20 protein-coding genes and 2 tRNA genes are annotated in these 25,649 nt (G+C 57.8%); 8 read left to right on the forward strand and 14 right to left on the reverse strand.

Annotation, left to right across the window (positions count from 1 at the left end; genetic code table 11):
- Positions 1-20: 20 nt before the first annotated feature.
- Both mutS and LKE90_RS05255 read left to right on the forward strand, forming a co-directional pair.
- Entirely contained in the window at positions 21-2,657 is a 2,637-nt protein-coding gene (mutS, locus tag LKE90_RS05250; protein ID WP_291493029.1) for a DNA mismatch repair protein MutS, read from the forward strand.
- 38 nt (positions 2,658-2,695) lie between these two features.
- Entirely contained in the window at positions 2,696-5,653 is a 2,958-nt protein-coding gene (locus LKE90_RS05255; protein WP_291492818.1) for a [protein-PII] uridylyltransferase, read from the forward strand.
- Between the two features lie 74 nt (positions 5,654-5,727).
- Here LKE90_RS05255 and nikR read toward each other — a convergent pair whose 3' ends face one another.
- Entirely contained in the window at positions 5,728-6,135 is a 408-nt protein-coding gene (nikR, locus tag LKE90_RS05260; protein WP_291492820.1) for a nickel-responsive transcriptional regulator NikR, read from the reverse strand.
- A 280-nt stretch (positions 6,136-6,415) separates the two neighbouring features.
- On the opposite strand from nikR, the gene LKE90_RS05265 reads away from it, so the two are divergent.
- Positions 6,416-8,425 carry a TonB-dependent receptor gene (locus LKE90_RS05265; protein ID WP_291492822.1) on the forward strand — a complete coding sequence of 670 codons (2,010 nt, stop codon included), beginning with the start codon at positions 6,416-6,418 and terminating at the stop codon, positions 8,423-8,425.
- Between the two features lie 51 nt (positions 8,426-8,476).
- Here the strand turns inward: LKE90_RS05265 and LKE90_RS05270 are convergent, their stop codons facing one another.
- Both LKE90_RS05270 and lipA read right to left on the reverse strand, forming a co-directional pair.
- A complete protein-coding gene (locus LKE90_RS05270; RefSeq protein WP_291492825.1) occupies positions 8,477-8,950 on the reverse strand; it encodes a type II toxin-antitoxin system RatA family toxin in 474 nt (157 codons plus the stop codon).
- Positions 8,950-9,975, reverse strand: a complete 1,026-nt coding sequence (gene lipA, locus LKE90_RS05275; RefSeq protein WP_291492827.1) for a lipoyl synthase — start codon at positions 9,973-9,975, stop codon at positions 8,950-8,952. Before lipA ends, LKE90_RS05270 begins: the two co-directional genes overlap by 1 nt.
- A gap of 209 nt (positions 9,976-10,184) precedes the next feature.
- Between lipA and LKE90_RS05280 the strand changes: the two genes are divergently transcribed.
- Positions 10,185-12,407, forward strand: a complete 2,223-nt coding sequence (locus LKE90_RS05280; protein WP_291492829.1) for an ATP-dependent helicase — start codon at positions 10,185-10,187, stop codon at positions 12,405-12,407.
- A gap of 133 nt (positions 12,408-12,540) precedes the next feature.
- Positions 12,541-14,193, forward strand: coding sequence for an ATP-dependent nuclease (locus LKE90_RS05285; RefSeq protein ID WP_291492831.1), 1,653 nt, complete (start codon positions 12,541-12,543; stop codon positions 14,191-14,193).
- A 113-nt stretch (positions 14,194-14,306) separates the two neighbouring features.
- Here LKE90_RS05285 and proB read toward each other — a convergent pair whose 3' ends face one another.
- The 4 genes from proB to rplU form a co-directional block, all read right to left on the reverse strand.
- Positions 14,307-15,434, reverse strand: a complete 1,128-nt coding sequence (proB, locus tag LKE90_RS05290) for a glutamate 5-kinase (RefSeq protein ID WP_291492833.1) — start codon at positions 15,432-15,434, stop codon at positions 14,307-14,309.
- Entirely contained in the window at positions 15,431-16,468 is a 1,038-nt protein-coding gene (gene obgE / locus LKE90_RS05295; RefSeq protein WP_291492835.1) for a GTPase ObgE, read from the reverse strand. The genes proB and obgE overlap by 4 nt, the downstream gene beginning before the upstream one ends.
- Before the next feature lie 119 nt (positions 16,469-16,587).
- Positions 16,588-16,857, reverse strand: a complete 270-nt coding sequence (gene rpmA, locus LKE90_RS05300; protein ID WP_291492837.1) for a 50S ribosomal protein L27 — start codon at positions 16,855-16,857, stop codon at positions 16,588-16,590.
- A gap of 51 nt (positions 16,858-16,908) precedes the next feature.
- Positions 16,909-17,223: a 50S ribosomal protein L21 gene (gene rplU / locus LKE90_RS05305; RefSeq protein WP_077814297.1), complete on the reverse strand. Its 315-nt coding sequence runs from the start codon at positions 17,221-17,223 to the stop codon at positions 16,909-16,911.
- A gap of 244 nt (positions 17,224-17,467) precedes the next feature.
- Here rplU and LKE90_RS05310 point away from each other — a divergent pair.
- Positions 17,468-17,555: transfer RNA gene (locus tag LKE90_RS05310), tRNA-Ser, on the forward strand.
- A 180-nt stretch (positions 17,556-17,735) separates the two neighbouring features.
- Here LKE90_RS05310 and LKE90_RS05315 read toward each other — a convergent pair.
- The 3 genes from LKE90_RS05315 to LKE90_RS05325 all read right to left on the reverse strand — a co-directional run bounded on the left by LKE90_RS05315 (position 17,736) and on the right by LKE90_RS05325 (position 20,641).
- On the reverse strand, positions 17,736-18,872 hold the full coding sequence (locus LKE90_RS05315; RefSeq protein WP_291492839.1) for a glycosyltransferase family 2 protein: 1,137 nt from the start codon (positions 18,870-18,872) through the stop codon (positions 17,736-17,738).
- Between the two features lie 426 nt (positions 18,873-19,298).
- A tRNA-Ser gene (locus LKE90_RS05320) sits at positions 19,299-19,388 on the reverse strand.
- A 212-nt stretch (positions 19,389-19,600) separates the two neighbouring features.
- A complete protein-coding gene (locus LKE90_RS05325) occupies positions 19,601-20,641 on the reverse strand; it encodes a lipid A deacylase LpxR family protein (protein ID WP_291492841.1) in 1,041 nt (346 codons plus the stop codon).
- Between the two features lie 429 nt (positions 20,642-21,070).
- Here LKE90_RS05325 and LKE90_RS05330 point away from each other — a divergent pair, with 429 nt between their 5' ends.
- On the forward strand, positions 21,071-21,793 hold the full coding sequence (locus LKE90_RS05330) for a cold-shock protein (protein ID WP_291492843.1): 723 nt from the start codon (positions 21,071-21,073) through the stop codon (positions 21,791-21,793).
- 116 nt (positions 21,794-21,909) lie between these two features.
- Here LKE90_RS05330 and smpB read toward each other — a convergent pair whose 3' ends face one another.
- The 4 genes from smpB to LKE90_RS05350 all read right to left on the reverse strand — a co-directional run bounded on the left by smpB (position 21,910) and on the right by LKE90_RS05350 (position 24,981).
- On the reverse strand, positions 21,910-22,404 hold the full coding sequence (smpB, locus tag LKE90_RS05335) for an SsrA-binding protein SmpB (RefSeq protein WP_173572774.1): 495 nt from the start codon (positions 22,402-22,404) through the stop codon (positions 21,910-21,912).
- 2 nt (positions 22,405-22,406) lie between these two features.
- Positions 22,407-23,300, reverse strand: a complete 894-nt coding sequence (gene dapA / locus LKE90_RS05340; protein WP_291492846.1) for a 4-hydroxy-tetrahydrodipicolinate synthase — start codon at positions 23,298-23,300, stop codon at positions 22,407-22,409.
- A 74-nt stretch (positions 23,301-23,374) separates the two neighbouring features.
- Positions 23,375-24,241: a prephenate dehydratase gene (locus LKE90_RS05345; protein WP_291492848.1), complete on the reverse strand. Its 867-nt coding sequence runs from the start codon at positions 24,239-24,241 to the stop codon at positions 23,375-23,377.
- Complete coding sequence (locus LKE90_RS05350; RefSeq protein ID WP_291492849.1) at positions 24,238-24,981, reverse strand: 3-deoxy-manno-octulosonate cytidylyltransferase; 744 nt, start codon at positions 24,979-24,981, stop codon at positions 24,238-24,240. The genes LKE90_RS05345 and LKE90_RS05350 overlap by 4 nt, the downstream gene beginning before the upstream one ends.
- Before the next feature lie 180 nt (positions 24,982-25,161).
- Here LKE90_RS05350 and LKE90_RS05355 point away from each other — a divergent pair, with 180 nt between their 5' ends.
- Positions 25,162-25,632 (forward strand): c-type cytochrome, encoded by a 471-nt coding sequence (locus LKE90_RS05355; RefSeq protein WP_291492850.1) that lies wholly within the window; start codon positions 25,162-25,164, stop codon positions 25,630-25,632.
- The last annotated feature ends 17 nt before the right edge of the window (positions 25,633-25,649 follow it).

Raw genomic sequence — 25,649 nt, forward strand, 5'->3', positions numbered from 1 at the left:
CTGAAGGCGCATCGCCCGCCATGGCGCAGTGGTTCGCACTGAAAGCAGAAAATCCGGACTTTCTGCTGTTCTTCAGGATGGGTGATTTCTACGAGCTGTTCTTCGACGATGCGATCACAGCCGCAGCCGCCCTCGACATCGCCCTGACGGCCCGTGGCTCACACGCGGGCGAGCCGGTCTCCATGTGCGGCGTGCCGGTCAGTGCCGCGCAGGCCTATCTGTCCCGCCTCATCCGACGTGGCTTCCGTGTCGCCATCGCTGAACAGACATCAACACCCCCTTCAAAACTGCCGGGTAAGAAAACCGTCCAGAAAGGCCCGCTGTCCCGCGCGGTCGTGCGGCTGGTCACCCCCGGCACGCTGACCGAGGACGAACTTCTCGAACCCGGTCGCTCCAATCTTCTGATGGCGCTCGCCGCCCATCCCGCCCGGCGTGGCGCCGTTGAATGGGGCGCCGCGTGGATCGACATTTCCACTGGCCTGTTTGAAACGGCCCGTTGCGCGGACGCCGAACTCGGCCACCTTCTGGCCCGTCTCGACCCCGCCGAAATCCTCGCGCCACCTGATCGTGACCTCGGTGATTTCGATCTGCGTCGCGCTCCCGGCGAACTGCCGCCATCAGCGCATACGGCCCGCGCCCGTCTGGCGGAAGCCTTCGGTGTCGCCAGTCTGGATGCGTTCGGTACCTTCAGTGACGCCGAGGCCGCCGCCGGTCTCATGGCGCTGGATTACGTCCGGAAATCACAGGCAGGCTCCCTGCCCCGGCTGGCGCATCCGGTCCCGCAGGAAGACAGCCACACCCTCGGCCTTGATCCGGCGACACGCGCCAGCCTTGATCTTCTCCGGGCCCGCGACGGCAGCAGCGAGCACACGCTTTTCTCTGCCGTGAACCGCACCGCCACCGCACCCGGCGCAAGACTTCTGGCGTCATGGATCGCAGCCCCGCTAACCATCCCGGAGAAGATCAGCGCCCGGCAGGCCTGCTGGGACTGGCTGAAAAGCGACACACCCCGTGTCGATCTGCTGCGCCAGACCCTGCGGAGCGTGCCGGATATCGACCGGGCGCTCGGACGGCTTTCGCTGGGACGCGGTCAGCCACGTGATCTCGCCGCTCTGCGCGATGGCGTCGCTGCGGCTCACAGAATCACGGAAGAACTGGCCATCATCGCACCGGACACAAGGCCGGAGGTGATCGCCACACTCCTGAAGCATCTTGGTGAATGCGGCGGCCTTCATGAGGAACTCGAACGCGCGCTGGCGGATGAGCTTCCCGCACGCTTCGATGACGGCGGCGTCATTGCCACGGGCTATGACGGCGAACTGGACGCCTATCGCACGCTCCGCGATGATTCCCGCCGCGTCATCGCCACGCTCCAGAACGACTATGCCCAGCGCTTTGGTGTCGCGAGCCTGAAAATCCGTCACCACGCCCAGCTTGGCTACGTGATTGAAGTGCCGACAGCGTCCGGGGCCAAGCTCCGCACCAACGAGGATCTCAGCTTCCGACAGGGCACGACAACCGCCGCCCGTTTCTCGACGGAAGAACTCTCGGAACTCGACTCCCGCATTGCGGAAGCAGCCGAACGCGCCTCGATCCGCGAGCGACAGATTTTCAACCTGCTCGTCAACCGGGCGCTGGAAGACGAACATCTGCCCCCTCTGGCCCGGGCCCTCGCGTTTATCGACGTGATGCAGTCCTGCGCCTCCCTCGCCGTCGGAGAAACATGGTGCCGGGTCACCGTGGACGACAGCGAGGCGTTCACCCTGACCGCCTGCCGTCATCCTGTCGTGGAAGCCGCTCTCGGATCGGGCGTGCGCTTCACGGCGAATGGCTGCTCGCTCGCCCCGGACCATCGCGTGATGCTGCTCACCGGCCCCAACATGGCCGGCAAATCGACCTTCCTGCGTCAGAATGCGCTGGCGGTCATTCTCGCGCAGGCCGGTCTGCCGGTTCCTGCGAAATCCGCCCATATCGGCATCGTGGACAAGCTGTTCTCCCGTGTCGGAGCCGCGGATGATCTCGCCCGGGGTCGATCCACCTTCATGGTCGAGATGACAGAAACGGCGGCCATCCTCAATCAGGCCGGTCCACGCTCGCTCGTTGTCGTCGATGAAATCGGACGCGGCACTTCGACTCTGGACGGCCTTTCCATCGCGTGGGCCGTTCTGGAAGCCATGCATTCCACTCTGCGATGCCGTACCATTTTTGCAACACACTTCCACGAACTTGCCGAGTTGTCCGGCAGCCTTCCCCGCCTTTCACCGCACACGATGGCCGTGCGGGACTGGAAGGGACAGGTGGTTTTCCTGCACGAAGTCATCCCCGGCTCGGCCCGTAAAAGCTGGGGCGTACATGTCGCGAAACTGGCGGGAGTTCCCGCGCCCGTTGTTGAACGCGCTTCCCGACTTCTCAGGGAACTTGAAAAGGATCATGCAGCGGGGCCTGCTCCCCTGCCCCTGTTTGACGACCTGCCTTCCCCTTCCGCGCCCCATGTGCCCGAGGCAGAACACGCGCCTGATCTATCACGGTATGAAGAAATCCTTAATACGATCAGAAAGTGTGATCCTGACGCCCTGTCGCCACGGGAAGCTCTCGCAGCTTTGTATGATCTGCGTAAATTGACGCTTGAAACACAGGACCTTTCTGTAACAGAATGATTTCCCTTTAGCTTTTTTGTCGAGCAGCCCCCGTTATCATGCCCAGTCTCAAGGTCGAAGGTATCATCAATCCAGTGCTGTCAGACATTCCTGATACGACACCCCACGACCTGACGGAAAGCGCCTTTTCTCCCGAGAATCTGGGATTGCAGATCAGGGACGCTCTGGCCGGATATGCAGACGGAAACGGCCGCATTGCTGAACGTGATGTCGCTCTGGCGATCTTCCGACGACATCTTGGACGGTATCAGACCGATGTGCGGCAGCGGTTTGAAAAACGCACGCTGAGAGGCGTTCAGGCGGGCAAAGCGCTCGCTGCCTTTACGGACGAACTGGTCCGCTCGCTTGTCGTGTTCGCATCACAGGCCATCGGCGGTGGAGAGGCGCTTCTCAACCAGATCAGCATTGCGGCCACCGGCGGCTACGGCAAGAGGCTGCTCGCTCCTTTCAGTGATATCGATCTGCTTTTTCTGACCCCGGAAGAACCCTCACAGGATGTGCTCTCCCTTGTAGAGTACGTGCTGTATTTTCTGTGGGATCTCGGCCTCAAGGTCGGCCACGCGACCCGTTCCATCAATGACTGCATTGCGCAGGCGGAAGCGGACACGACAGTACGCACCGCCCTGCTCGACGCCCGCCTGCTGGTCGGCAGCTTCAGCCTGTTCGCCATGTTCGAGGCTCGCTTCATCGTCGCCTGCGTGGAAGCCGGATCAGCCCGCTTCATCACCGACAAGCGCGCCGAGCGTGCAGAGCGTCACCGGCGTTTTGGTGAAAGCCCGTATCTGGTCGAACCCAACATCAAGGAAGGCCGGGGCGGTCTGCGCGACATGCAGACCCTCTACTGGATGTGTCGCTACGCCTTCGGCACGCGCCATGTTTCAGACCTGCTTGCTCCGGAATTTACCCGCCTCGGCTTCATCACCGAACAGGAAGCGGCCCGCGCCCGCCGGTCATGGGATTTCCTGTGGACTGTCCGTTTTCATCTCCACTACGTCGCCGGTCGCGGTGAAGACCGCCTGACCTTCGACATGCAGCCCGTCCTCGGCGGTCGCATGGGCTATACCCGTCACGGGCAGCAGAACGGCGTCGAGAGGTTCATGCGTCACTACTTCCTGACCGTCCGGGAAGTCATGCGCCTGACCCACATTCTTGAGCCGACCATCATGCGTATCGCCCTGGGAGCGGCGGCGCATGTCCTCAAGGCCGACGACGCCATACGTGAGGCAGGGTTCACCCTGCTCGACGGCCAGATTCTCCCCGCGAAGGGCATCTCGTTCAACGACGAACCGATCAAGATGTTCGAGCTTCTCGAACTGTCGCGCAGCCGTCACATCCCGATCCATCCTCTCGCCCGTCAGCAACTGATCCGCTGGGAGCGTCGGGTCGCCACACTGCGTTCAGACCCGCGCGCCGCCGAGATTTTCCTTGAGTTGCTCTGTGACGAACGGCCCGCGACAAAGCCTCGCCGACCAGTCGCGAGCCGCACGGACGCCCAAGGCCCCCATCCTGTCGAAACCGACATCAACCGGCGTCTTGAGTATGTGCACTGGCTTCGTATTCTCAACGAAACCGGTCTCTGGGGCGCGCTGATCCCCGACTGGTCCCGCATCGTCGGGCAGATGCAGTTCGACACGTACCATATCTTCACGGTCGATGAGCATACGATCGAGGCCCTGCGCATCCTTCGTTGCGTCGAAACCGGCACGATGGCGGATGAAATCCCCGTGGCCTACGATCTCGCACGGGACATCCAGTCACGTCGGGCGCTCTATATGGCCGTCATGATGCATGACATCGCCAAGGGACGCGGCGGCGATCACTCGGAGCTTGGCTCGGATCTGGCTCTTGAACTCTGCCCGAAGCTGGGGCTGTCCGGCGAAGAGACCGAGACGGTCTCATGGCTGGTGCTCCAGCATCTGCTGCTCAGCCATACAGCGTTCCAGCGTGATATTGACGACCCCAAGACCATTCTGGACGTGGCTGACGTCGTGCAGTCGCCGGAACGGCTCCGCCTGCTGCTGCTGCTGACCATCGTTGACATGCGGGCGGTCAGTCCCCGGGTGTGGAACGCGTGGAAAGCGACGCTGCTGCGCGAGCTTTATACCCGTGTCGCCGAAGTGCTGGAGGGCGGTCTGGCGACGCCTGAACGCGACATGCGCGTGGCTCACAGCAAGGCGATCATCGCCGAAAGTCTGGAAGAAGAAGGTTTCAATCAGGCCGACATCAACCACTTCCTTGAGTTGGGTTACGCCGGTTACTGGCTCTGTTTTGATCAGGACACACTGCTGCGTCATGCCCGCCTGATCCGGGAAGCTGAGTCCCGGTCAGCGCCATTTGTGATCGAAACCCAGCCCCTGCCCGCCCGTGGCGTCACGGAAGTCACCATCCACACACAGGATCATCCCGGCCTGTTCGCCCAGATCGCCGGAGCCATGGCGCTGGCTGGCGCGTCCATCGTGGATGCCCGCATCCACACGCTCAGCAATGGCATGGCGCTGGACACACTCTGGATTCAGGACGCAACCGGAGAAGCCTTTGACGAGCCGCATCGTCTGACGAAGCTTTTTTCCATCACGGAACGCGCCCTGAGCGGTCGGCTGGATATCGCTGCCGAGATTGCGAAAACGAATGCGTCCGGGCAACTGCTCTCACGGACGCGGGCCATCCATGTGCCACCGCGCGTTGTCATCGACAATCGCGCCTCCAACTCGCACACGGTGATCGAAATCAACGGACGTGACCGTTCAGGTCTGCTGCACGACGTCGCCAGTGCTCTGAACGAGATGCGTCTGCAAATCTATTCCGCGCACATCACCACATATGGCGTCCGCGCTGTTGACGTCTTTTATGTCAAGGATCTGTCCGGCATGAAGGTGACTGACGAAAACCGTCTGAAAAAAATCCGCGACCGACTGATGGCGGGCCTGAAAAAAGTCGAAGCCACCCTGAATTCAGGCTTTCATGAACCCGAACTGACGGCTGACCAACCCGAATAGCTCCCGGTTTTACCAGCCCTGAGCGTGCCTCTGTGCCAGCTTAACGATGCGACACAGAGGCGGAAGTCGGTCTGTCACTTCTTTACCGGTAGCTGAATGACATGCAGATGCGCGTTATGGACGCCGCGCTGGGTGGTGATCGTATCTGATAACTGGCGCAGCGCACTCGTCGGTCCCCGCAAGACCGTCGTTTCAAGGCAATGCTCCCGATCAAGATGAACATGCATGCTGGCCACCGAGAGGTCGTGGTGATCATGCAGTTGTTCGGTCAGACGCTGCGCCAGTTCCCGTGTCTTGTGGTCATAGACATAATCCAGAACCGCGACACAGGCTCCGTCTTCTGACAGGGCTTCCTCTCGCGAGGCAACGTCACGAATCATGTCGCGAACGGCCTCGGAACGGCTGGTGTAGCCCCGGCGCTCCATCACGGTATCCACAATTTTCAGCAAATCCGCACCGATGGTGATCGTGATCCGTTCCATATCTTTTCCTTCAGACTACGCAGTATGACCTATTTACAAAAAGGTATGATTCCTGTGACGCAGGGCGCTACGCGTCCGGTTCGGCCGAACTTCTGGAACTCACAGGTCTCACAGGCATATCTTCATGCAATTATCACGGCCCCTTTCTATCCTCTGCTTTTTCCAGATTCTTTCAGCGCCTGCCGCCCTGGCTGGGCAGAGCACATCAAAGACAGCAAAATCCTCGCTCTCAGGCCCACAGATCATAAAAGCGGCAACACAAGCTTCTGATGAAAACATCGTGGTAACCGCGTCTCATCTTAACCTTCTTGGACACGCCACAACAGCCTCACAGGGCTCCATCACGGAGCAGGAACTACGACTGAGACCAGCCTATCGTGTCGGAGAACTGCTCGAAGCGGTACCCGGACTGGTCGCTACAGTTCATTCTGGCGAAGGAAAAGCCAATCAGTTTCTGATGCGGGGTTTCAATCTCGACCACGGCACCGATCTTGCCACTTTTGTCGATGGCATACCGATCAATGAAGTAACGCACGCACATGGACAGGGCTATACAGACCTTAACTTTCTCATACCCGAAATGATGGGAACCATTGACTACACTAAAGGCCCCTTCAATGCCGCAACAGGTGATTTCGGGGTTGCGGGGTCAGACCGCATTCATCTTGTCAGGAATCTGCCCACCATGATCAGTGGCAGCGTCGATACACTGGAGAATGAACGGCTTGTCACTGGCGGCACGGCTCATTTTCATAATAACGACAGGCTCCTCGGCGTTTTCGAGACCGATCACGCCGATGGTCCATGGAAATATCCTGACAACTTCCGCGCTATCAAATCCATGGCCCGTTATCTGCATGGAACCTCCTCGAATGGATTTGATCTGACAGGGATGTATTATCGCGGTCAGTGGCGCGCAACCAATGACCAGCCACTAGAGGCAATACAGCAGCATCTGATCGGTCGTTATGGATCACTCGATCCCACCGATGGAGGCTTTACAGAGAGATATAGTCTTTCGGGTCATTACCGATTGGGTTCGGGGCACCAGAAATGGGTCGCGAGCTTTTACGCTGATCACAGCCGCCTCTCGCTCTGGAACAATTTCACCCACTATCTTACCGACCCGGTTGAGGGAGACCAGTTCGAGCAGGACGAAACCCGCACCAAAGTCGGTGGTACGCTTTCCTATACACGCACCGATATGCTCTTCGGACGATTGTCCAGCGAGTCTATTTTTGGAATTGATGGCCGCTATGACACCGTTTTTATCGATCGTCGGCACACACATCAGCGCACTGTCCTCTCCAGTTGTCCCGACAGTCCTTACGGCGGCGGCCTCTATGTGTGCAATGCCGATACGGTGCAGGAAGGACGCATAGCTGGCTATCTTCAGAACACAACGCACTGGTTGCCCTGGATGCGGACTGTATTCGGCCTGCGCCAAGAATATTATCATGGAAATGATCACAGTCTCGTCACAGGAATTTCAGGCCGTATCGGACAGACACTGTTCCAGCCCAAAGGCAGCCTGATCTTCGGACCATGGAGGAAAACGGAACTCTACCTGAGTGTGGGACGCGGGTTTCATTCCAACGATCTTCGTGGCGTTGTCGGAACTTTCGCCGGAGACCGTTTCAGCGCAGGGACCGTCAAGACACCATTGATGACAAAGGCGATTTCGGAAGAAATCGGAATCCGGTCAAATCCGATAAACCATCTTGAGACACAGCTTTCCTTCTGGCGCATTGATTTCAACTCAGAGCTGACTTACGCGCCTGACGAAGGCGTCAATGAAGCCGGTCCTGCAAGCCGCAGACAGGGCATGGAGTTTTCAGCTCAGTATAATCCCCTACCCTGGCTGGAACTCAATACGGACGTGGCCTATTCCCATGCCCGTTATCGTACACATGACCCTGCCTACTATGGAATAGACGGCACCCATATTGCCAATGCTCCCAATATGATCTGGTCTTTTGGGATTCTTCTCGACAACAGAGGCCCCTGGTTTGGCGGGCTTCAGGTCAGATGGCTGGGAGGTTATCCGTTACTTGAAAATAACAGTCTGCGCTCAAAAGGCTATCGTGAGGTCAATCTGGATATCGGCTACCGTTTTAGCAAAAACCTGAAACTGACCGTATCAGTCTTCAACCTTACAAATTCTCATGACAATGCAATCGAATATGGCTACAACTACCGCATAACACCGACCGCAAAACCCACGACTGGCGCAAGCATCCATCCGCTGGAGCCAGTCTCCGCACGATTTGCTCTCAGCCTGACGCTTTAGTGTCTTTTCACCAGTTTAAATGAGGCCATTCAAACTGGATACGCCAGTCAGTCACGCACCCGAGCCCGCCGCGGGCGTCGCCCTTCCGAAAGCAGGCGGACCATAAATCTCCCGCGCACGCTTGATAAAGGCCGAAACCATCAGACGAACGGCCTCGTTGAACACGACCCCGATCGCCGCCTGAAGAAGCCGTGAGCGGAACTCGAAATCGACAAAGAAATCGACCAGACAGCCATTGGCGTCCGGCGTGAAGGTCCAGACATTGTTCAGATACTTGAACGGACCTTTTTCATAGGTGACACGAATGGTTTTCGGTCGGTCAAGCGTCACGCGGGAGCGAAAGGTTTCCCGAAAAGGACCGAACCCCACTGTCAGATCGGCCAGCAGTTCACTGGACGTTGACGACACGACCCGGACATTCGCGCACCAGGGCAGAAACTTCGGATAGCTGCCAACATCCGCGACAAGGTCAAAAATCTGCTCAGGCGTATAATTCAGGACCCGGCGTTCTGAATGGGTTGGCATCAGGAAGTCTTCACCTTGTCACTCTGTCCATGCCCAACCGCGCCACGATTGCGAAGCTGCGTCTCGCGGGCTTCACGCAGAGCAGCAAAATCAGCGTCCGCATGATAGGACGAACGCGTCAGAGGCGTTGCACTGACCTGTAGAAAGCCTTTCACACGCGCCATCGTGGCATAGTCGGCAAATTCCTCGGGCGTCACAAATCGGGCAACCGCAGCGTGTTTTACCGTAGGCTGGAGATATTGGCCCATCGTGATGAAGTCGATATCCGCAATGCGGAAATCGTCCATCACCTGCGCCAGTTCCGCCTTGTCCTCCCCCAGACCAAGCATCAGGCCGGATTTCGTGAAGATCGACGGATCAAGCTGCTTGACCCGATCCAGCAGGCGCACCGACTGATAGTAGCGGGCGCCGGGGCGGATGGTGGTGTAGAGGCGGGGCACCGTTTCGATATTGTGGTTGAACACGTCCGGACGGGCTTCCACCACCACTTCCAGAGCGCCGGGCTTGCGCAGAAAGTCAGGTGTCAGCACCTCGATGGTCGTCTCGGGGGACGCCTTGCGGACAGCACCGATAACCTCAGCGAAATGCCGGGCTCCACCATCAGACAGATCGTCACGGTCAACGGACGTGATCACCACATGCCGCAGACCAAGCCGCGCCACGGCATCCGCCACGCGATTCGGCTCATCGGCATCCAGCGCATGCGGCAGGCCGGTGGTCACGTTGCAGAACGAACAGGCGCGGGTGCAGATCTCGCCCATGATCATCATGGTGGCATGACGCTGCGACCAGCACTCGCCGATATTGGGACAGGCCGCTTCCTCACAGACTGTCACCAGCTTGTTGTCACGCATGAGCCTGCGTGTCTCGTGATACACCGGATGATTGGGAGCCTTGACCCGTATCCAGTCCGGCTTGCGCGCAATCGGGTTGTCCGGACGATGCGCTTTTTCCGGATGGCGCGCCGCCTGTGCGGTCTTTTCCTGCCCCGTCTTGCGGTGATCAATCAAAACGCGAACGCTCATTGGTTCCTGTCCTGGTCTCGTCCAGCCTCAGAAGTGAGACGACATGACGCCCACGTCAAGCGCTCTGTCAGCAGATCACGGGCAAGCTTTCGCGAGCAAGACAAAACACCGGAACAGGTGTAACCCTTTTCCGCAGGCACGGGACCAGCGGATACTGCTTCTTTCATCCCCTGCCCCCGTGATGAAACAGAGACACAAAGACCTTCTGCGTGACCATAGCTTCCCACCTTGATCGCCTCAATCCCGAACAGCTCGCCGCCATCGAGACGACCGAGGGACCGCTGCTGGTTCTCGCCGGCGCAGGCACAGGCAAGACAAGGGTTCTCACCACCCGCTTCGCCCATATCCTGCTCTCCCACCGGGCGAAACCGTGGCAGGTGCTGACCGTCACCTTCACCAACAAGGCCGCACGGGAGATGCGGGAGCGTATCGGGCGTATTCTCGGTGAACCGGCGGAAGGCCTCTGGCTGGGCACCTTCCACGCCCTCTGCGCCCGGATGCTGCGCCGTCACGCCGAATATGTCGGCCTGACCAGCGGCTTCCTGATCCTCGACACCGATGACCAGATGCGCCTGCTCAAGCAGGTCGTCGAACCATGGCGGATCGACGTCAAACGCTGGCCCCTGAACGGGCTGCTCGGGATCATCCAGCGCTGGAAGGATCGCGGCCTGACCCCGGACGGCGTCACTCCGGCCGAAAACACGGAATACGCCGATGGACACGCCCGCGCCATCTACGCCGCCTATCAGACCCGCCTGCGTGAACTGAACGCCTGCGATTTTGGCGACCTGATGCTGCATGTGGTGGAAATCCTGCGCACCCGTCCGGATGTGCTGGAACAGTATCAGCGTCTGTTCCGCTATATTCTGGTCGACGAGTATCAGGACACCAACACGATCCAGTATCTCTGGCTGCGCCTGCTCGCACGCCGTGAGGGCGAACCGGCCAACATCTGCTGCGTCGGCGACGACGACCAGTCGATCTATTCATGGCGCGGCGCGGAAGTGGAAAATATCCTGCGCTTCGAGCAGGATTTCCCCGGCGCGAAGATCGTCCGTCTGGAACGGAACTACCGCTCCACCGCCCAGATACTGGGAGCCGCCGCAGGCCTGATCGCCCACAATGAAGGGCGTCTGGGCAAGACCCTTCGTCCCGGTCGGGACGACGCGCAGGGCGAGCCGGTGCATGTCATCGGCGTCTGGGATTCCGACGCCGAAGCCCGGGAAGTATGCAGCAGCATCGAAGACCTCCGCCGTAACGGACATCCTCTCGGCGAATTCGCTATCCTCGTCCGCGCTGGCTTCCAGACCCGCGCCTTCGAGGAACGTCTGGTCCAGACCGGCATCCCCTACCGGATCGTCGGCGGTCTCCGCTTCTACGAACGCGCCGAAATCCGCGACGCCATTGCGTATATGCGGCTGCTGATCAACCCGGCTGATGATCTGGCTTTCGAACGCATCGTCAACGTGCCCAAAAGAGGCGTCGGCCCCGCCGCTCTCCAGAAAATGCATGTGCAGGCGCGTGGCCAGCAGGCATCGCTCTATGCTGCTCTGGAAACACTCCTTGCAACCAAGGAGATCAAGGGAAAAGCAGGAGAAAAACTCTCGGCCTTTCAGGACTGTTTTACACAGCAACACGCCCTTCTGGAAAAGGAAGGCCATGTCGTTGCCGTCGGCGCTTTGCTGGAAGAAAGCGGTTATCTGGAGATGTGGCGCGAGGACAAGTCTCCCGAAGCCCCCGGCAGGCTCGACAACCTGAAGGAACTGGTCCGCGCCCTTGCCGATTTCGGCACACTCGGAGAATTTCTCGAACATATCGCGCTTGTCATGGACGCTGAAGGCACGGCTGAAGAGCAGCGCGTCTCCGTGATGACCCTGCACGGCGCGAAGGGACTGGAGTTCGATACGGTCTTTCTCCCCGGATGGGAAGAAGGTGTGTTCCCTTCCCAACGCACGGTGGATGAAGGCGGCGAAAAAGGCATCGAGGAAGAGCGCCGTCTCGCCTATGTCGGCATCACCCGCGCCCGCCATCGCGCCACGATCCTGCACGCGGCCAATCGCCGGATTTACGCCAACTGGCAGGAGTCCATGCCGAGCCGCTTTCTCGACGAACTCCCGAACGAATATGTTGACCGCGACGGTGAGACTGCCACAAGGCAGGCTCGACAGGACTATTCCGGCTTTTTCCGCCCCAGCGTGTTTTCCGATGATGTAACCGGCTCAATGTCGCCGCTGGTCGCAAAAAAGCGCCGCTCGGTTAATGAGGAGCTTGCGGAAAGCCTGCCGAAAATCGAAGTCGGCGCACGGGTCTTTCACCAGAAGTTTGGTTACGGCGTGGTGATTGGCGCGGACCGTGGATCGGCCGAAGTGGCGTTCGAGAAGAGCGGGACGAAGCGGGTTATGGGGTCTTATTTGCAGGTGGCGGGGGAGTGAGTCTGGTTTGGGGGGATTGCGGCCTGACCGCTTTTAGACACCGAGCAGGATAAACAGACGTCCGTGTATATAGTAGGGTAACAAATACGGTGGCTTAAAGCAGGAAGCTAATTTTAGCTGTAAGGAAGATTACATGCTGCAATCAGTGACGGTCAACTTCAGCGAGACTGGAAGTTTTGATCTTGAAGTGAAGGGTATTACGCTCTTTGTCGGACCAAATAATTCAGGGAAAAGTCTACTCCTACGTGAGATCGAAACGATTGCGAGTACCGATACACCGCCCAATAATCTCAAGATTATTACCAATTTCGATATCGAATGGCCGGATGCGACAACCTTAGATAAGCTGATTGAAGCGGCCAGAGCAAATACGCCTTCTGGCGTCCCATCAGGACACGTCGAATTCAAGCGATTAAATCCTAATGGCAGGCGGGACGCAGAAAATACTCCCATCGAGCATCTGAAGAACTTTGTGAGCCAAAAAACGCAGAAAGGTTGGGTAACCAAATACCTTATTAGATGGGGAGTTATCCGTCTTGATGGTCGGTCAAGGTTTAACCTTACCAACGATCAGCAGGGCGGAGACCTCGAAAAACCGCCACAAAACGTTTTGGCTAACCTTTTTCAAGATGAAGTAGCCCGGGCGAGTGTCAGAGCACTCGTCAAAGATGCATTCAACGTCAACTTGTACGTTGATCCTACCAACCTGGGACAACTCAGAATAAAACTGGCGGATGGAGAGATTCCAACCGATGAGCAGTCTTTGAACGCCGTCGCTAGGGAGTTCTACCGTGGTGCTACGCACATCAAAGATGCCAGCGATGGTGTGCAAGCCTTTACGGGCATTGTCGCGGCAATCCTGTCGGGAGAATACCACACGATTCTTATTGATGAACCTGAAGCCTTTCTTCACCCGCCGCTTGCGCGCAAGCTCGGCAAGAGCCTGGCGACCATAGCCTCTGAGCGTAACGGAGCGCTAATGGCCTCTACCCACAGTCCCGATTTTCTTATGGGGTGCTTACAGGCATCACAGTCAGTAAAAGTCGTGAGGCTCGAATATAGCCAAGGTAAATCACGAGCAAAGTCGATTGATCCAGAGAGTTTGAAAACCTTCCTTAATCGACCGCTGATGAGGAGCGCCAACGTCATATCTGGGCTCTTTCACGACGGCGTTATAGTCACGGAGTCCGACAACGACCGCGCTTTTTATAGTGAGATATTCAATCGCTTGGCCGATGGCAAACCGGATTACCCATCCATTCTCTTCATAAATGCACAGAATAAACAGACCATTCAGGAAATCATCGGTCCACTGAGAGAATTTGGTGTTCCTGCAGCGGCAATAACAGATATTGATATCGTGAAAGACGGTGGCAATACTTGGACAAATTGGCTAAAGGCCGTAAAGCTTCCAAAAGCTTCATATACGAGCTTCGGACAACAACGATCCTCAGTCAACAACGCGCTACAAAGCACGGGAAGAAACATGAAGATCGATGGTGGATTGGAATTGTTAGATAAAGATGATCGGCTGGCGGCCGACATGTTTTTTGACAGCCTTGAATCCTTCGGAGTGTTTCCTGTTCGTCGAGGAGAAGTCGAGAACTGGCTTCCTCACCTGAACGTACCAGGAAAGAAGACTGACTGGACTGTAGCCATGCTGGAACGTCTTGGGTCGGATACTAACGACATGAGTTATATCCGGCCAACTGAGGATGACGTATGGGCATTCCTCGAGAAGATTGTTGCGTGGATCAAAAACTCCGCCAGAAAAGGTATGGAGTAGCTGTGCGACCCTCATGTAGGCTTGCGGTAATTCTCGATGACCGGTTTCAGACGTCCCGCCTGAGCCTTTAAACGACCGAGATGAGGGGCGAAAGCAGACCTACCCCCTCCCCTTCAAAGCAGAACCAGATTATCCCGATGAATCAACTCATCATGCCCATGCCACCCCAATACGCTCTCAAACTCCTCCGAGCGCCGTCCCGCAATCCTCCGCGCATCCTCGGCGGTATAGGCGCACAGCCCCCGCGCCAGTTCATCACCGGTTTTGCTGATCACCCGAACCAGATCACCGCGACTGAATTCTCCATCCACGGACGTCACGCCAGCAGGCAGAAGCGAACCACCCTGCACCAGCGCCCGTATCGCGCCGTCATCGATGGTGATGTCACCCATGGGCGTCAGACCACCAGCAATCCAGCGTTTGCGGGCCGAGCGACTGTCCGTTCCCGGCAGGAACCATGTGCACCGTGCCCCATCACGGAGAGCCGCCAGCGGATGCGGCCGCTTGCCGAGCGCAATGGCCATCGCACAGCCCGAGTCCGTAGCAATATGCGCCGCGACGAGCTTTGTCCGCATACCGCCGGAAGAATAGCCCGGCGGCGGCGCTCCCCCCATGGCGTCAATCTCGGCAGTCATCGCGCCGACCACCGGAATATGCTGCGCGTCCGGATCATTTCTGGGGTCAGCGGTGTAGAGTCCGTCAATGTCGGACAACAGGATCAACTGATCCGCATCAATCATCTGCGCGACACGAGCTGCTAAACGATCATTATCGCCAAACCGGATTTCCGCCGTCGCAACCGTGTCATTCTCGTTGATGACCGGCACGCAGCCAAGGCTGAGCAGCGTGTCGAGCGTTGCTCGCGCATTCAGATAACGACGACGATCTTCCGTATCATCGGGTGTCAGCAGCAACTGGGCCGCAGTCACGCCACGCTCGGACAGCACACTGCTCCATGCCTGAGCCAGTCTGATCTGCCCAACAGCCGCCGCCGCCTGTTTTTCTTCCAGACGAAGCGCGCGTTGCGGCATCCCCAGCGCATGACGCGCCAGAGCAATAGCCCCGGAGGAAACCAGCACGACCTCGGTGCCGGAAGCGCGCAGGGCCGCGATATCATCGGCAACACTGGCCAGCCACGCCTCACGGGGAGCCGCCAGTTCCGGATCGACAAGAAGGGCGCTGCCGATCTTGATGACCACACGCCGTGCCTGCGCCAGAGAGGGTGTGGCTGCGTCCGTCATAGCGAAGAGTCATCCAATTCAGGGTTCTCAAGACGCTCGGCGCGGGCTTCTGCGACCACGTCATACAGCGCCCGCAGCACCTCATCGACACCCTGACGGGCCACGCCGGACATGACCATGACCTTTGCGCCAGATGCTTTTTCAAGCGCACGCTTGCGGCCTGAAAGCTGCTGCGGCGTCATCGCATCGGCTTTGTTGAGAACGATGATTTCCGGCTTGTCGGCAAGCCCGCCGCCATACTCATCAAGCTCGGTCCGGATCGTGCGCCATGCGTCAACCACATCCCCCGCCGCGCCGTCGATCAGGTGCAGCAGAACGGCGCAGCGCTCCACATGGCCAAGGAAACGGTCGCCCAGACCGTGACCTTCATGAGCGCCTTCAATCAGGCCGGGAATATCCGCCAGCACGAACTCTTCCGTCATCGACAGGCGGACGACGCCGAGTTGCGGATGCAGGGTTGTGAACGGATAATCCGCAATCTTGGGACGCGCGGCCGAGACGACGGAGAGGAAAGTCGATTTCCCGGCATTGGGCAGACCTACCAGCCCCACATCGGCAATCAGTTTCAGACGCAGCCACACCCATCGCTCTTCACCCGGCCAGCCTTTGTCGGAACGACGTGGCGCACGGTTGGTGCTGGTCTTGTAGTGCGCATTACCGAAGCCGCCGTCCCCACCCTTGCACAGCAGGATGCGTTTGCCCGCCGTGTCGAGATCCGCGAGCAATGTCTCCCGATCATCATCCATAATCTGGGTGCCAACCGGCACCTGAATAACAACGTCCTGTGCGGCAGCGCCGGTCTTGTCGGAACCAGCGCCATTGCCACCTTTACGCGCCCGGAAATGCTGGGTGTAACGAAAGTCGATCAGCGTATTGAGATTATCGACAGCCTCGAAGATGATATCCCCGCCCCGGCCACCCTTGCCGCCATCGGGACCGCCAAACTCGATATATTTTTCGCGCCGGAAAGCGGTGACGCCGTCACCTCCGTCACCGGAGCGTACATAGATTTTGGCCTGATCGAGAAACTTCATCACTGTCACCTGGTATCCTGCGGGAGGCGGAAGTCTCGGCAGGGATACAAAAAGGGCCGATCCAAACCGGATCGGCCCCTGTCTTGCGTCTAGACGCGGGGTGTCCCGCGCAGGGCCCTTTACTCAGCCGCGAGCGGCAGAGCTTCGACCGAAACATGAACGCGGTCATCACCACGACGCTGGAAGCGCACATTGCCGTCTGACAGCGCGAAGAGCGTGTGGTCGCGGCCAACGCCGACGTTCGCACCAGCGCGCATTTTCGTGCCGCGCTGACGGACGATGATGTTACCGGCAACGACGGCTTCGCCGCCGAACTTCTTCACACCGAGACGACGGCCTGCACTGTCGCGTCCGTTACGCGATGAACCGCCTGCTTTCTTTTGTGCCATGAATCTTACTCCTGCTTAATGCCTGCCTGTGATCAACCTCACGAAGAGAGATCAGGCGGCCTTGATCTCGCCAATACGAACAACGGTGACCGGCTGACGGTGACCATTCTTGCGGCGGCTGTTCTGACGGCGACGCTTCTTGAAGATGATGATCTTCGCGAGGCGGTCCTGAGCGATGACCGTGGCTGTCACGGTAGCGCCGGCAACCAGCGGAGCGCCGATCGTCGTGCCTGCTTCACCGCCGACGGCGAGGACGTCGGAGAATGTGATGGTCGAACCAGCTTCAGCCTCAAGCTTCTCGATCTTGAGCACACTGTTTGGCGTAACGCGATACTGCTTACCGCCGGTGCGGATAACTGCGAACATAATGAAACTCGTCTCTTTCCGATCAATCGACATCTCGCGGCGCTTTTCACGCAGGCGATCAGTCCAGTCGCTTTTTTTCGTTGACCACTTTTGCGCAGTCTGCCCCACCTTATGGCGGTGGAGAGGGGCTTTTACGCGGGAGACGGGTTTTTCGTCAACCGAAATCAGACAGGAAAGAAATTCCCCTCTTGTGCCGGATAAAAACTTTGCCTAAAAGCGCGCTGCGAACGCTGCAAGGCGTTACGGAGAGGTGCCAGAGTGGTCGATTGGGGCGGTCTCGAAAACCGTTGTGCGGCAACGTACCGTGGGTTCGAATCCCACCTTCTCCGCCAGAAATTCCAGATTTTCTCAATAAATCACGAGTATAGCTGCCGCCCCTACCAGTTAAAGGCAGAGCATACGTGCCAGCCAGAGGTGGGCCCGTCCGTTCGGACAGCCGCCCACACCGGGCAGCTTCACTAACCGGCACTGAAGGCAGTGTGTGGGAATTAGTGAAGCATGGCTCAGTGGTTTCATCTTTTCAAAAGATTTTTAATCTTATCCTTTATTGCAGGAGGGAAACACACCCGAAATATAATACGCCCAAGTAAAATGATCCATTGCGAAGACGGCAAAAGATATAAAGCAGTTTTGATGCGCCCCGCTGCAACCATACGTAAAGCAGCGGACATTATCGCCTCTTGGAAAGCAGCGTAACCCGGTCGTTCTTTAATGATAAGGTCTTTAACTTTGGCGTCTAAAATAAATCTAATGTCTGAAAGATCGGCTTCATATGGGCGGTAGTAACAAAGCGCCAAAAGCTTGGCGGAAACCGCAGATCGTAGCCAAATGAGTTCTGCTTCGGTGAGATGTTTCTTGGCCGCCTCAACCATTTGGTTCAACGAAACAGATGAGTTAATGCGGCATAACAGGCTGGTTGAAAAATCGATGTCGGGACGTTTGGTAGCGCGACGTTGTTCTGATATTGCAGCCAACTGAGACCAGATAGCGAGACAGCGTCCTTTAATGATGGATTGACTGGATATACTATCGGCATGAACACGATAATCGCCTAATGGTTCAGGGAGTATGTGCATTAGTCCAATGCTATTGAGCCGCCACATTAGATCAGCATCTTCAGCGACTGCCAAATTGCGGTAGCCTCCAACATCCAGAAATGCAGATTTTCTTATCATCATAAATGGCTGCATAATGTAAGGCTCAATTGCCGGTAACGACCAGCAATTCACCAAAGCCATATCCTTCACTTTAGTTATAAACCCTGTTGGTATGTCATTTTCATCTATGTGGCGTGCAACAGAACTTACAGCTACGCAGTCTGGATTCGCTTTCAGGTAGGCTAGCTGCTTCTCAAATCTCTCAGGATAGGAGATATCGTCGCCATCGTGTCGCGCGATGAATGGTGCAGAACAGTATTTCAAGCCGTAGTTTAGAGCTGCAACGATTCCTGCGTTATCCTGCCGACAATACCGGATGCGTGCATCATTTATAGCAAACTGCTTTACGATCTCGCCAGTCTTGTCAGACGATCCATCATCAACGATGATAAGATTATAGTCCGAAAACGTCTGCTTTTTTATGCTTATTAGCGTATCTGCGATGTAGCTCTCGCAGTTAAAGACAGACATAAGAACATCTATTTTTGGCATACCTTAATCTCTATATTTATAGGCAAGGTTAATGGTCGCCTCTTTTTTGCACAAGCCGCCCTACACCGGGCGGCTTTTTTATTGGAGCCAGGCAATGGACCCGACACCACCCACACACCCTGCCATCCAGATCACCAAGGCTGGCGGCACCCTCGTCACGGTGCTGACGCAGTTACCAGAAAACCCTACTCATCATGGGTAGGATATGGACTGATCGGCCTCGGCATTGTCAGGCTGGTCGCAACACAGATACCAGCCATCACGGGGCACAAAACACTGTCGGAAGTGAGTCATTACACGCGCGCCGCATCACAACAGAAGGTGGCCGAAACCAGCGTGAAAAAATTGCGCTGGTTATCTAAGTCTGTTTTTGGATTGTCTAAGTACTGATTTGTTTGGCAATTATCTGCGGGTTTCGCATTATTTTGGCGGATGGGGTGGGATTCGAACCCACGGAACGCTTGCACGTTCGCCGGTTTTCAAGACCGGTGCCTTCAACCGCTCGGCCACCCATCCAAGGAAGAAACGCCATACGGTGACGGGCTTATGCGACAAAAACCCGTCAGACGCAATAACCTGATCAGAGGCTCATTATGTCGCGTGAGCCCTGATCTTTTTCGCCGGAAAAGACTTCACTTAGCCGACAGGAAAAGCTCGATAGCCTCGCACCCCATATCCACATCATTAGGTGTGAGTATCAACGGGCTGTGTATCTGTCCCTACCTTGATCAGAACTTGGCGGAAACATTCAGCGAGCCATAGTTGAACAGGCCAGAGCGGGCCGTCGTGAATTCCTGCGTCTGCCAGACCTGACTGTAAGAAACTCTCAGGCCGTAGAACATGACGGCCACGCCAGCGTGAATTTCCCCAACATCCCACTTCTTGTTCACATGCGGCGAGTTCTTCCGGAGCGTGTTGCCTTCCAGAGTCGCGTCATAGGCAACGGCATTGCCCGTCACCCCACCGAAGAAATACCACGCGACGGGACGGGTCTGCTTGTAGGCATCCGTGCCGTCAGTCCCCGCGCCGATCGTCGGAACACCAAAATCACTGTCGAGTCCCTGACCAAAGCGGAACGTGTCACCAATGGTGCCTGCAATGCGATAGTCACCGATACGAGCCGCGGCAGACGGCAGCATGTCGAAGGACAGTCCATTGGGACCACCGATCGTCCCCAGAGGAAGTCGCCAGATCCGCCCCATCTGAACCTGAAAGATGGGCTGGTTGGCGAGCTGGTGATGCCACCCCTGATTCTTGGTGTCACCGATCGCGCTATGGAACCCGTTCTGTAACTGCCGTCCCAGACCGCCTGGCCCCATGATGCCGAACTGGATGCCGAACACACTGCGCGAAAGGTCAGTGTCGTTGATCATGTTGATCGTGCCCAGCAGCAGTCCGGCATAGGGCCGGTCACGTGGCGACGGGTTGGGGGTCTGCGTGTTGCTCGGCGTAAAAATGAGCTGCTGAACGCCCAGACTCATGCGCTGCATGCCCTCGCCCAGAATGGCCCTGTTAATCGTGGCGAACGGACCGGGCAGATTGTCTGTGCCGGATGTCCAGTTTAACCGCAGCCCACTGGTGTAATACTGATCCGACGTCCCTTTCAGGGTCGTGACGGCATCATTTTCGCCCTGTAGCGTCCATGTACCCTGCTTGTCCTGAAGCGGCGCCGCATGGGCGCGGGAGACACCTGATACACCCAGAGCTGTCCCTATCAGAAGCGCCAGAGGCTTCCGGAGAGAAAGACGGCGAGCTGGACAAGAGAGCATATTTCCGATTCTCCGCATGACCGCTCATCGCAAACGGTATGGTTGGGTGTTCTTCTCCGTATGTGCCGTTAAAAAAGTCAATACAAAAGCCCTTTCGACTATTTTGCCTCCCTAAACTCACGTTTTCGTGTTTGTCCGGGAGCGGAACAGGAGCGTTTTTCCGGCTTCAGAGCCCCGAAAAAGCCATCGTTGCAAGAAATTCATCCCGAGGAAGGGTAAATTCGCAAAAAGGCAGTAGCGTTCGCCTCTGTCCTTATGCTTTTCTTCTTCCTGTCCAGATCGTCTCACGACGGTATGGGCGCCGGACCCAGGATGAGACATCGTACATCAAAGCAGAGCACCGTATCTGGGGCGCTGTTTCTCCCGACCCGGTTTTATTCACAGGGCGATTCAAAAAATTTCGCCAGTCAGACCTCGGGATCAAGACCGTTGAGAAGTAACAGGACCGACCGCAGCTCCCGCTCCCCCCGCCGCGGCGGATTTGACGATGATTTCATGGCTGCACCGTCGCCATATGATCGTGGAAACTCATCCCCTTTCGGTGGTGGTGACCGCGGTGGCAACAGTGGTGGTTATGGGGCGCCCCGTCGGGCAGCAGGGCCGCAGGTAATCGCATCCGGACCGGAAATTGAAGCCACCGTAAAGTGGTTCAACGGCGAAAAAGGCTTCGGCTTTGTCGAACTCGCCGATGGCTCGGGTGACGTATTCCTCCACGCCAACGCACTTTCGCAGGCTGGTCATGACAGTGTCAGCCCCGGCGCCACGCTCCAAGTCCGCATCGGACAGGGTCCGAAAGGCCGTCAGGTTGCTGAAGTGATTTCGGTTGACGAAAGCACAGCTCAGCCGGAGCGTCCGCGTCAGGCCGGTGGTTTCGGCGCACCGCGTCAGTCGGGTGGCTTCGGTGGTGGTCGCTCCCCGCGTCCGGCTCCTGACCTGTCAAACGCTGAGGACATCCGCGGCATCGTGAAGTGGTACAACGCCACCAAGGGCTTCGGCTTCATCACACCGGAAAGCGGCGGCAAGGACATTTTCGTTCACGCTTCCGCACTGGAGCGCTCAGGCGTCCAGACGCTGAACGAAGGTCAGAGCACCAACGTAAAGGTCGTTCAGGGCCAGAAAGGTCCAGAGGCTGCTGAAGTCTCTTTTGACTGATCCCGAACGGAACGACGCCTGTGAAAACAGGCGTCTCTCCATAAAAATACCGCCGCCTCAGTGAGGTCGGCGGTATTTTTATATTCAGAACAGAAACTGTCTCAAAGACACAAAAATCAGTAGTCGCGTCCCTTGTTCCGCATGAGCCGCGCCTTGTCGCGCTGCCAGTCACGCTCCGCAATGGCGTGACGTTTATCTTCTTTCTTCCGCCCCTGCCCGATCCCCAGCGTGATCTTGGCCAGCCCCCGGGCGTTGAAGTGGATATCCAGCGGCACCAGACTGATACCATCCCGGGCCACTTCGCCCAGAAGACGATCGACCTGTTTGGCGTGCAACAGAAGCTTACGTGGGGCACGCGAGTCGAAACGCGACAGTACCCCTCCCTGATACTCCGGGATATAGCTGTTGAAGAGCCAGATTTCTCCGTTGCGCTCGCCAGCATAGGCTTCCGTGATCGTCGCACGACCGAACCTCAGGCTCTTCACCTCCGGTCCTTTCAGAACGATCCCGGCTTCAACCGTATCGATGATCGTGTAGTTGAAGCGACCTTTTTTGTTCTGCGCCGCAATACCGTGCGAAATCAGACCCGACTTCTTTGCTGCCTTCGCCATGATCAGCCCAGCAGCCCGGCTTCCGTCAGAGCCGCCCGGACCGTGGCACGCGTCTCATCCGAAACCGGGACAATCGGCAGGCGACATGTCTCGCCAGCCAACCCGAGCAGGGAAGCGGCGTATTTGACCGGGCCCGGGCTCGTCTCACAGAACATCGCATCGTGAACCGGCAACAGGCGATCCTGAAGCGCCATAGCCTCTTTCACCTGCCCTTCCCGCCACAGACTCTGAACTCTGGAACAGAGAGCAGGCGCGATATTGGACGACACGCTGATGCAGCCATCACCACCGGCGGCAAGGAAGGACACAGCCGTACCATCTTCACCGGACAACTGATTGAAATGCCTGTTCGTCACGGCACGACGCACCTGAAGCGGACGCAGCAGATTGGCCGTCGCGTCTTTCACCCCAACGATATTGCCGTGAGCCGCCAGACGCGCTGTCGTTTCGACGGAGATATCCACCACGGAACGACCGGGGATATTGTAAAGCACAACCGGAATTTTGATCGCATCGGCAACCGCCGCAAAATGCCGGTAGAGACCTTCCTGTGTCGGCTTGTTGTAATACGGCGAAACGACAAGAACCGCAGACGCACCGGCAGATTCCGCGTGCTTCGCCAGATCGACCGCTTCCGCCGTGCTGTTGGAGCCCGCGCCTGCGATGACGGGCACACGGCCTGCCGACACATGCACCGTCCGCTCGACGATTGTGTGATGCTCCTCATGGGAAAGGGTCGGGCTCTCACCAGTCGTGCCCACAGGCACCAGACCGGAAATTCCCTCCGCAATCTGCCATTCGACAAGCCGGTCAAAGGCCGGAAGGTCGAGCGAGCCATCGCGATTCATCGGTGTGATGAGGGCCGTGATCGCCCCCGTGAACATGGCTTCGGTCATTGGCTTTTCTTCTTGTCGTCCGACGCTGCAAAACTCAGGTGTGGCGGTCGGTATGCCACGAATGATGGAAACTGTCAGGCCGTCCCGGTTTTCTTCAGCTCCCGGAACGGCGACTGGGGATAGACCCCGAGAATGCGGAAACGCGCGGAAAAAAATTCCAGTTCCGCCAGCGCCTGCTTCAGGTTCGGCCTGTCGGGCCGCCCTTCCACATCAAGCAGGAATTGGGTCGCCGCGAACGATCCGTCAAGCATATAGCTCTCAAGACGGGTCATGTTGACGCCGTTGGTCGCAAATCCGCCCAACACCTTGTAGAGAGCGCCCGGTTCATTGCGGACATTGAACAGAACCGTGGTCATGATCGGCCTGTCTTCCGGCAACGGCAACGGCTCGCGGGCGGCAATGTAGAAACGGGTCGTGTTGTGCCTGGCGTCTTCCACATTGCGCCGCAAGATCGTCAGACCGTGCAGTTCGGCAGCCAGTTCCGAGGCCACAGCCACATCTTCGGGACGTCCCCATTTCGCAACCATCTCGGCTGCACCGGCTGTATCGAACTCGGCGATCGGCGTGAGATGCAGATCCTTGATGACCCCCCTGACCTGCCCCAGCGCCATCGGGTGCGTGTGGACCTTGCGCGCCTGCTCCAGTGTCGCGCCCGGCACGCCCATCAGACAGTGTTCAACTCTCTGGAAATGCTCGCCGACAATGTGGAGCCCGGCCTCCGGGAGCAGCGCATGAATATCAGGCACACGACCGGCGAGATTATTTTCACAGGCCAGCATCGCCAGTTCCGCCCTGCCCTCATGAACGGCGGAAATCGCGCCAGCAAAGGTCTCGCAGGGAACAGTCGTCCAGCCGGGATAGGCCGTGCGGCAGGCGAGATCGGAATAGGCTCCGGGGCGTCCCTGAAAGGCGATCCGCCCGTGCGAGTGTCCGACCGTCACAACTGTTCTCCCAAAATCCGACGCGCTCTTTCCAGATCATCCGGCGTATCGACACCGAACGGCGCTTTCTCCACGCGCGAACATCCGATAATCATGCCGTTTTCCAAGGCCCGCAACTGTTCCAGACGCTCTCTCTTTTCCAGCGGAGACTCCGGCAGAGTGACAAAACGCTCAAGCGCCTGACGACGCCACGCATAGACCCCGATATGATGCCACAACGGCCCCGCGCCCCACGGAATGCAGGACCGGGAAAAATACAGCGCCCGCGTGCTCTGCGTGTCTTCCGAGACAAACGCGCAGGCAACCTTGACCACCGACTCAGCCTGCGCTTCCCGCTCTTCTGTTATCGGCGCGACCAGCGTGCCGATGTCCGTCGCCGGGTCCTGCAACGGGAGCAGAGCCGCCTGAAGGGTCACAGGGTCCAGCCCCGGTAGATCGCCCTGAAGATTGACGATGACATTATGCTCGCCGGTCGGATCGACCTCACGCAGGGCTGCGTGAACACGGTCGGAACCAGACGCCAGATCAGGATCGGTCAGAACGGCCTCGCCACCAGCCAGCCTCACCACATCGACGATTTCCTGTTCGGCAGCCGCCACGACCACACGCCCGACCGCCGCTATCCGGGCGCGTTCAAGCACATGAAGAATCATGGGGCGTCCAGCAATGTCGGCCATCGGTTTACCCGGCAGACGTGAGGACGCCATGCGGGCGGGAATGATGACGATCGGGCTGATCATTGCAGCGTATGGAAACCTGAAGAGTGGGAGAAAACGGCGCGTATTCAGCCGATGGCTTCACATGAAGCGGAGCGCACTCTAGGAAAGACAGTCAATTGACGCAACTGCACCCCGAAACGCCTGTCCGGCAGTGTTTTTCCGGCAGCTTCGGAGTGGCATACAGGGACGCCTCTGCCACCAATGAACTTCGCGGCAGCCAATCGTGGGGCTTTTGTCATCCTTGTCGTCGCGGCGACGATGGGGGCCTCGTGGCTCACGGGGTCAATGGTGATCCCCGATCGTCTCCCCGGCCGGCCGGTCATTGTCACCACGGAAGGCGACCCCGCCGCGCCGCTTCCCGCAGGCAATGTCGAAAACGGCGCCGCTCTGGCCAATGCCACCTGCTCCCGCTGCCACAGCTTCACACCATCCGCGCAGGACTCCGCCGGACCCTCCCTGTTCGGCGTGTATGGCCGCCCCATCGGCAGACAGCCGGGCTACACCTATTCCAATGGCCTAATGTCTCTTGGTGGTCAGTGGGACGACGCTCATTTGAACGCCTGGCTGCGAAATCCAGCCACCTTCAGTCCCGGCACCCGCATGTCGTTCCGTGGCCTGCCTGACGTCGCCGAGCGCGCCAATATCATTGCGTGGCTCAAAACTCTGCACTGATAGAAAAACATCCCTCA

This window comes from Acetobacter sp. (genome assembly GCF_022483985.1).
GTDB lineage: Bacteria > Pseudomonadota > Alphaproteobacteria > Acetobacterales > Acetobacteraceae > Acetobacter.

Coding starts and splice junctions, on each gene's coding strand:
- mutS (WP_291493029.1), top strand. CDS start 21: ATGGCGCAGTGGTTCGCACTGAAAGCAGAAAATCCGGACTTTCTGCTG.
- LKE90_RS05255 (WP_291492818.1), top strand. CDS start 2,696: ATGCCCAGTCTCAAGGTCGAAGGTATCATCAATCCAGTGCTGTCAGAC.
- nikR (WP_291492820.1), bottom strand. CDS start 6,135: ATGGAACGGATCACGATCACCATCGGTGCGGATTTGCTGAAAATTGTG.
- LKE90_RS05270 (WP_291492825.1), bottom strand. CDS start 8,950: ATGCCAACCCATTCAGAACGCCGGGTCCTGAATTATACGCCTGAGCAG.
- lipA (WP_291492827.1), bottom strand. CDS start 9,975: ATGAGCGTTCGCGTTTTGATTGATCACCGCAAGACGGGGCAGGAAAAG.
- LKE90_RS05285 (WP_291492831.1), top strand. CDS start 12,541: ATGCTGCAATCAGTGACGGTCAACTTCAGCGAGACTGGAAGTTTTGAT.
- proB (WP_291492833.1), bottom strand. CDS start 15,434: ATGACGGACGCAGCCACACCCTCTCTGGCGCAGGCACGGCGTGTGGTC.
- obgE (WP_291492835.1), bottom strand. CDS start 16,468: ATGAAGTTTCTCGATCAGGCCAAAATCTATGTACGCTCCGGTGACGGA.
- rpmA (WP_291492837.1), bottom strand. CDS start 16,857: ATGGCACAAAAGAAAGCAGGCGGTTCATCGCGTAACGGACGCGACAGT.
- rplU (WP_077814297.1), bottom strand. CDS start 17,223: ATGTTCGCAGTTATCCGCACCGGCGGTAAGCAGTATCGCGTTACGCCA.
- LKE90_RS05315 (WP_291492839.1), bottom strand. CDS start 18,872: ATGCCAAAAATAGATGTTCTTATGTCTGTCTTTAACTGCGAGAGCTAC.
- LKE90_RS05325 (WP_291492841.1), bottom strand. CDS start 20,641: ATGCTCTCTTGTCCAGCTCGCCGTCTTTCTCTCCGGAAGCCTCTGGCG.
- smpB (WP_173572774.1), bottom strand. CDS start 22,404: ATGGCGAAGGCAGCAAAGAAGTCGGGTCTGATTTCGCACGGTATTGCG.
- dapA (WP_291492846.1), bottom strand. CDS start 23,300: ATGACCGAAGCCATGTTCACGGGGGCGATCACGGCCCTCATCACACCG.
- LKE90_RS05350 (WP_291492849.1), bottom strand. CDS start 24,981: ATGATCAGCCCGATCGTCATCATTCCCGCCCGCATGGCGTCCTCACGT.
- LKE90_RS05355 (WP_291492850.1), top strand. CDS start 25,162: ATGAACTTCGCGGCAGCCAATCGTGGGGCTTTTGTCATCCTTGTCGTC.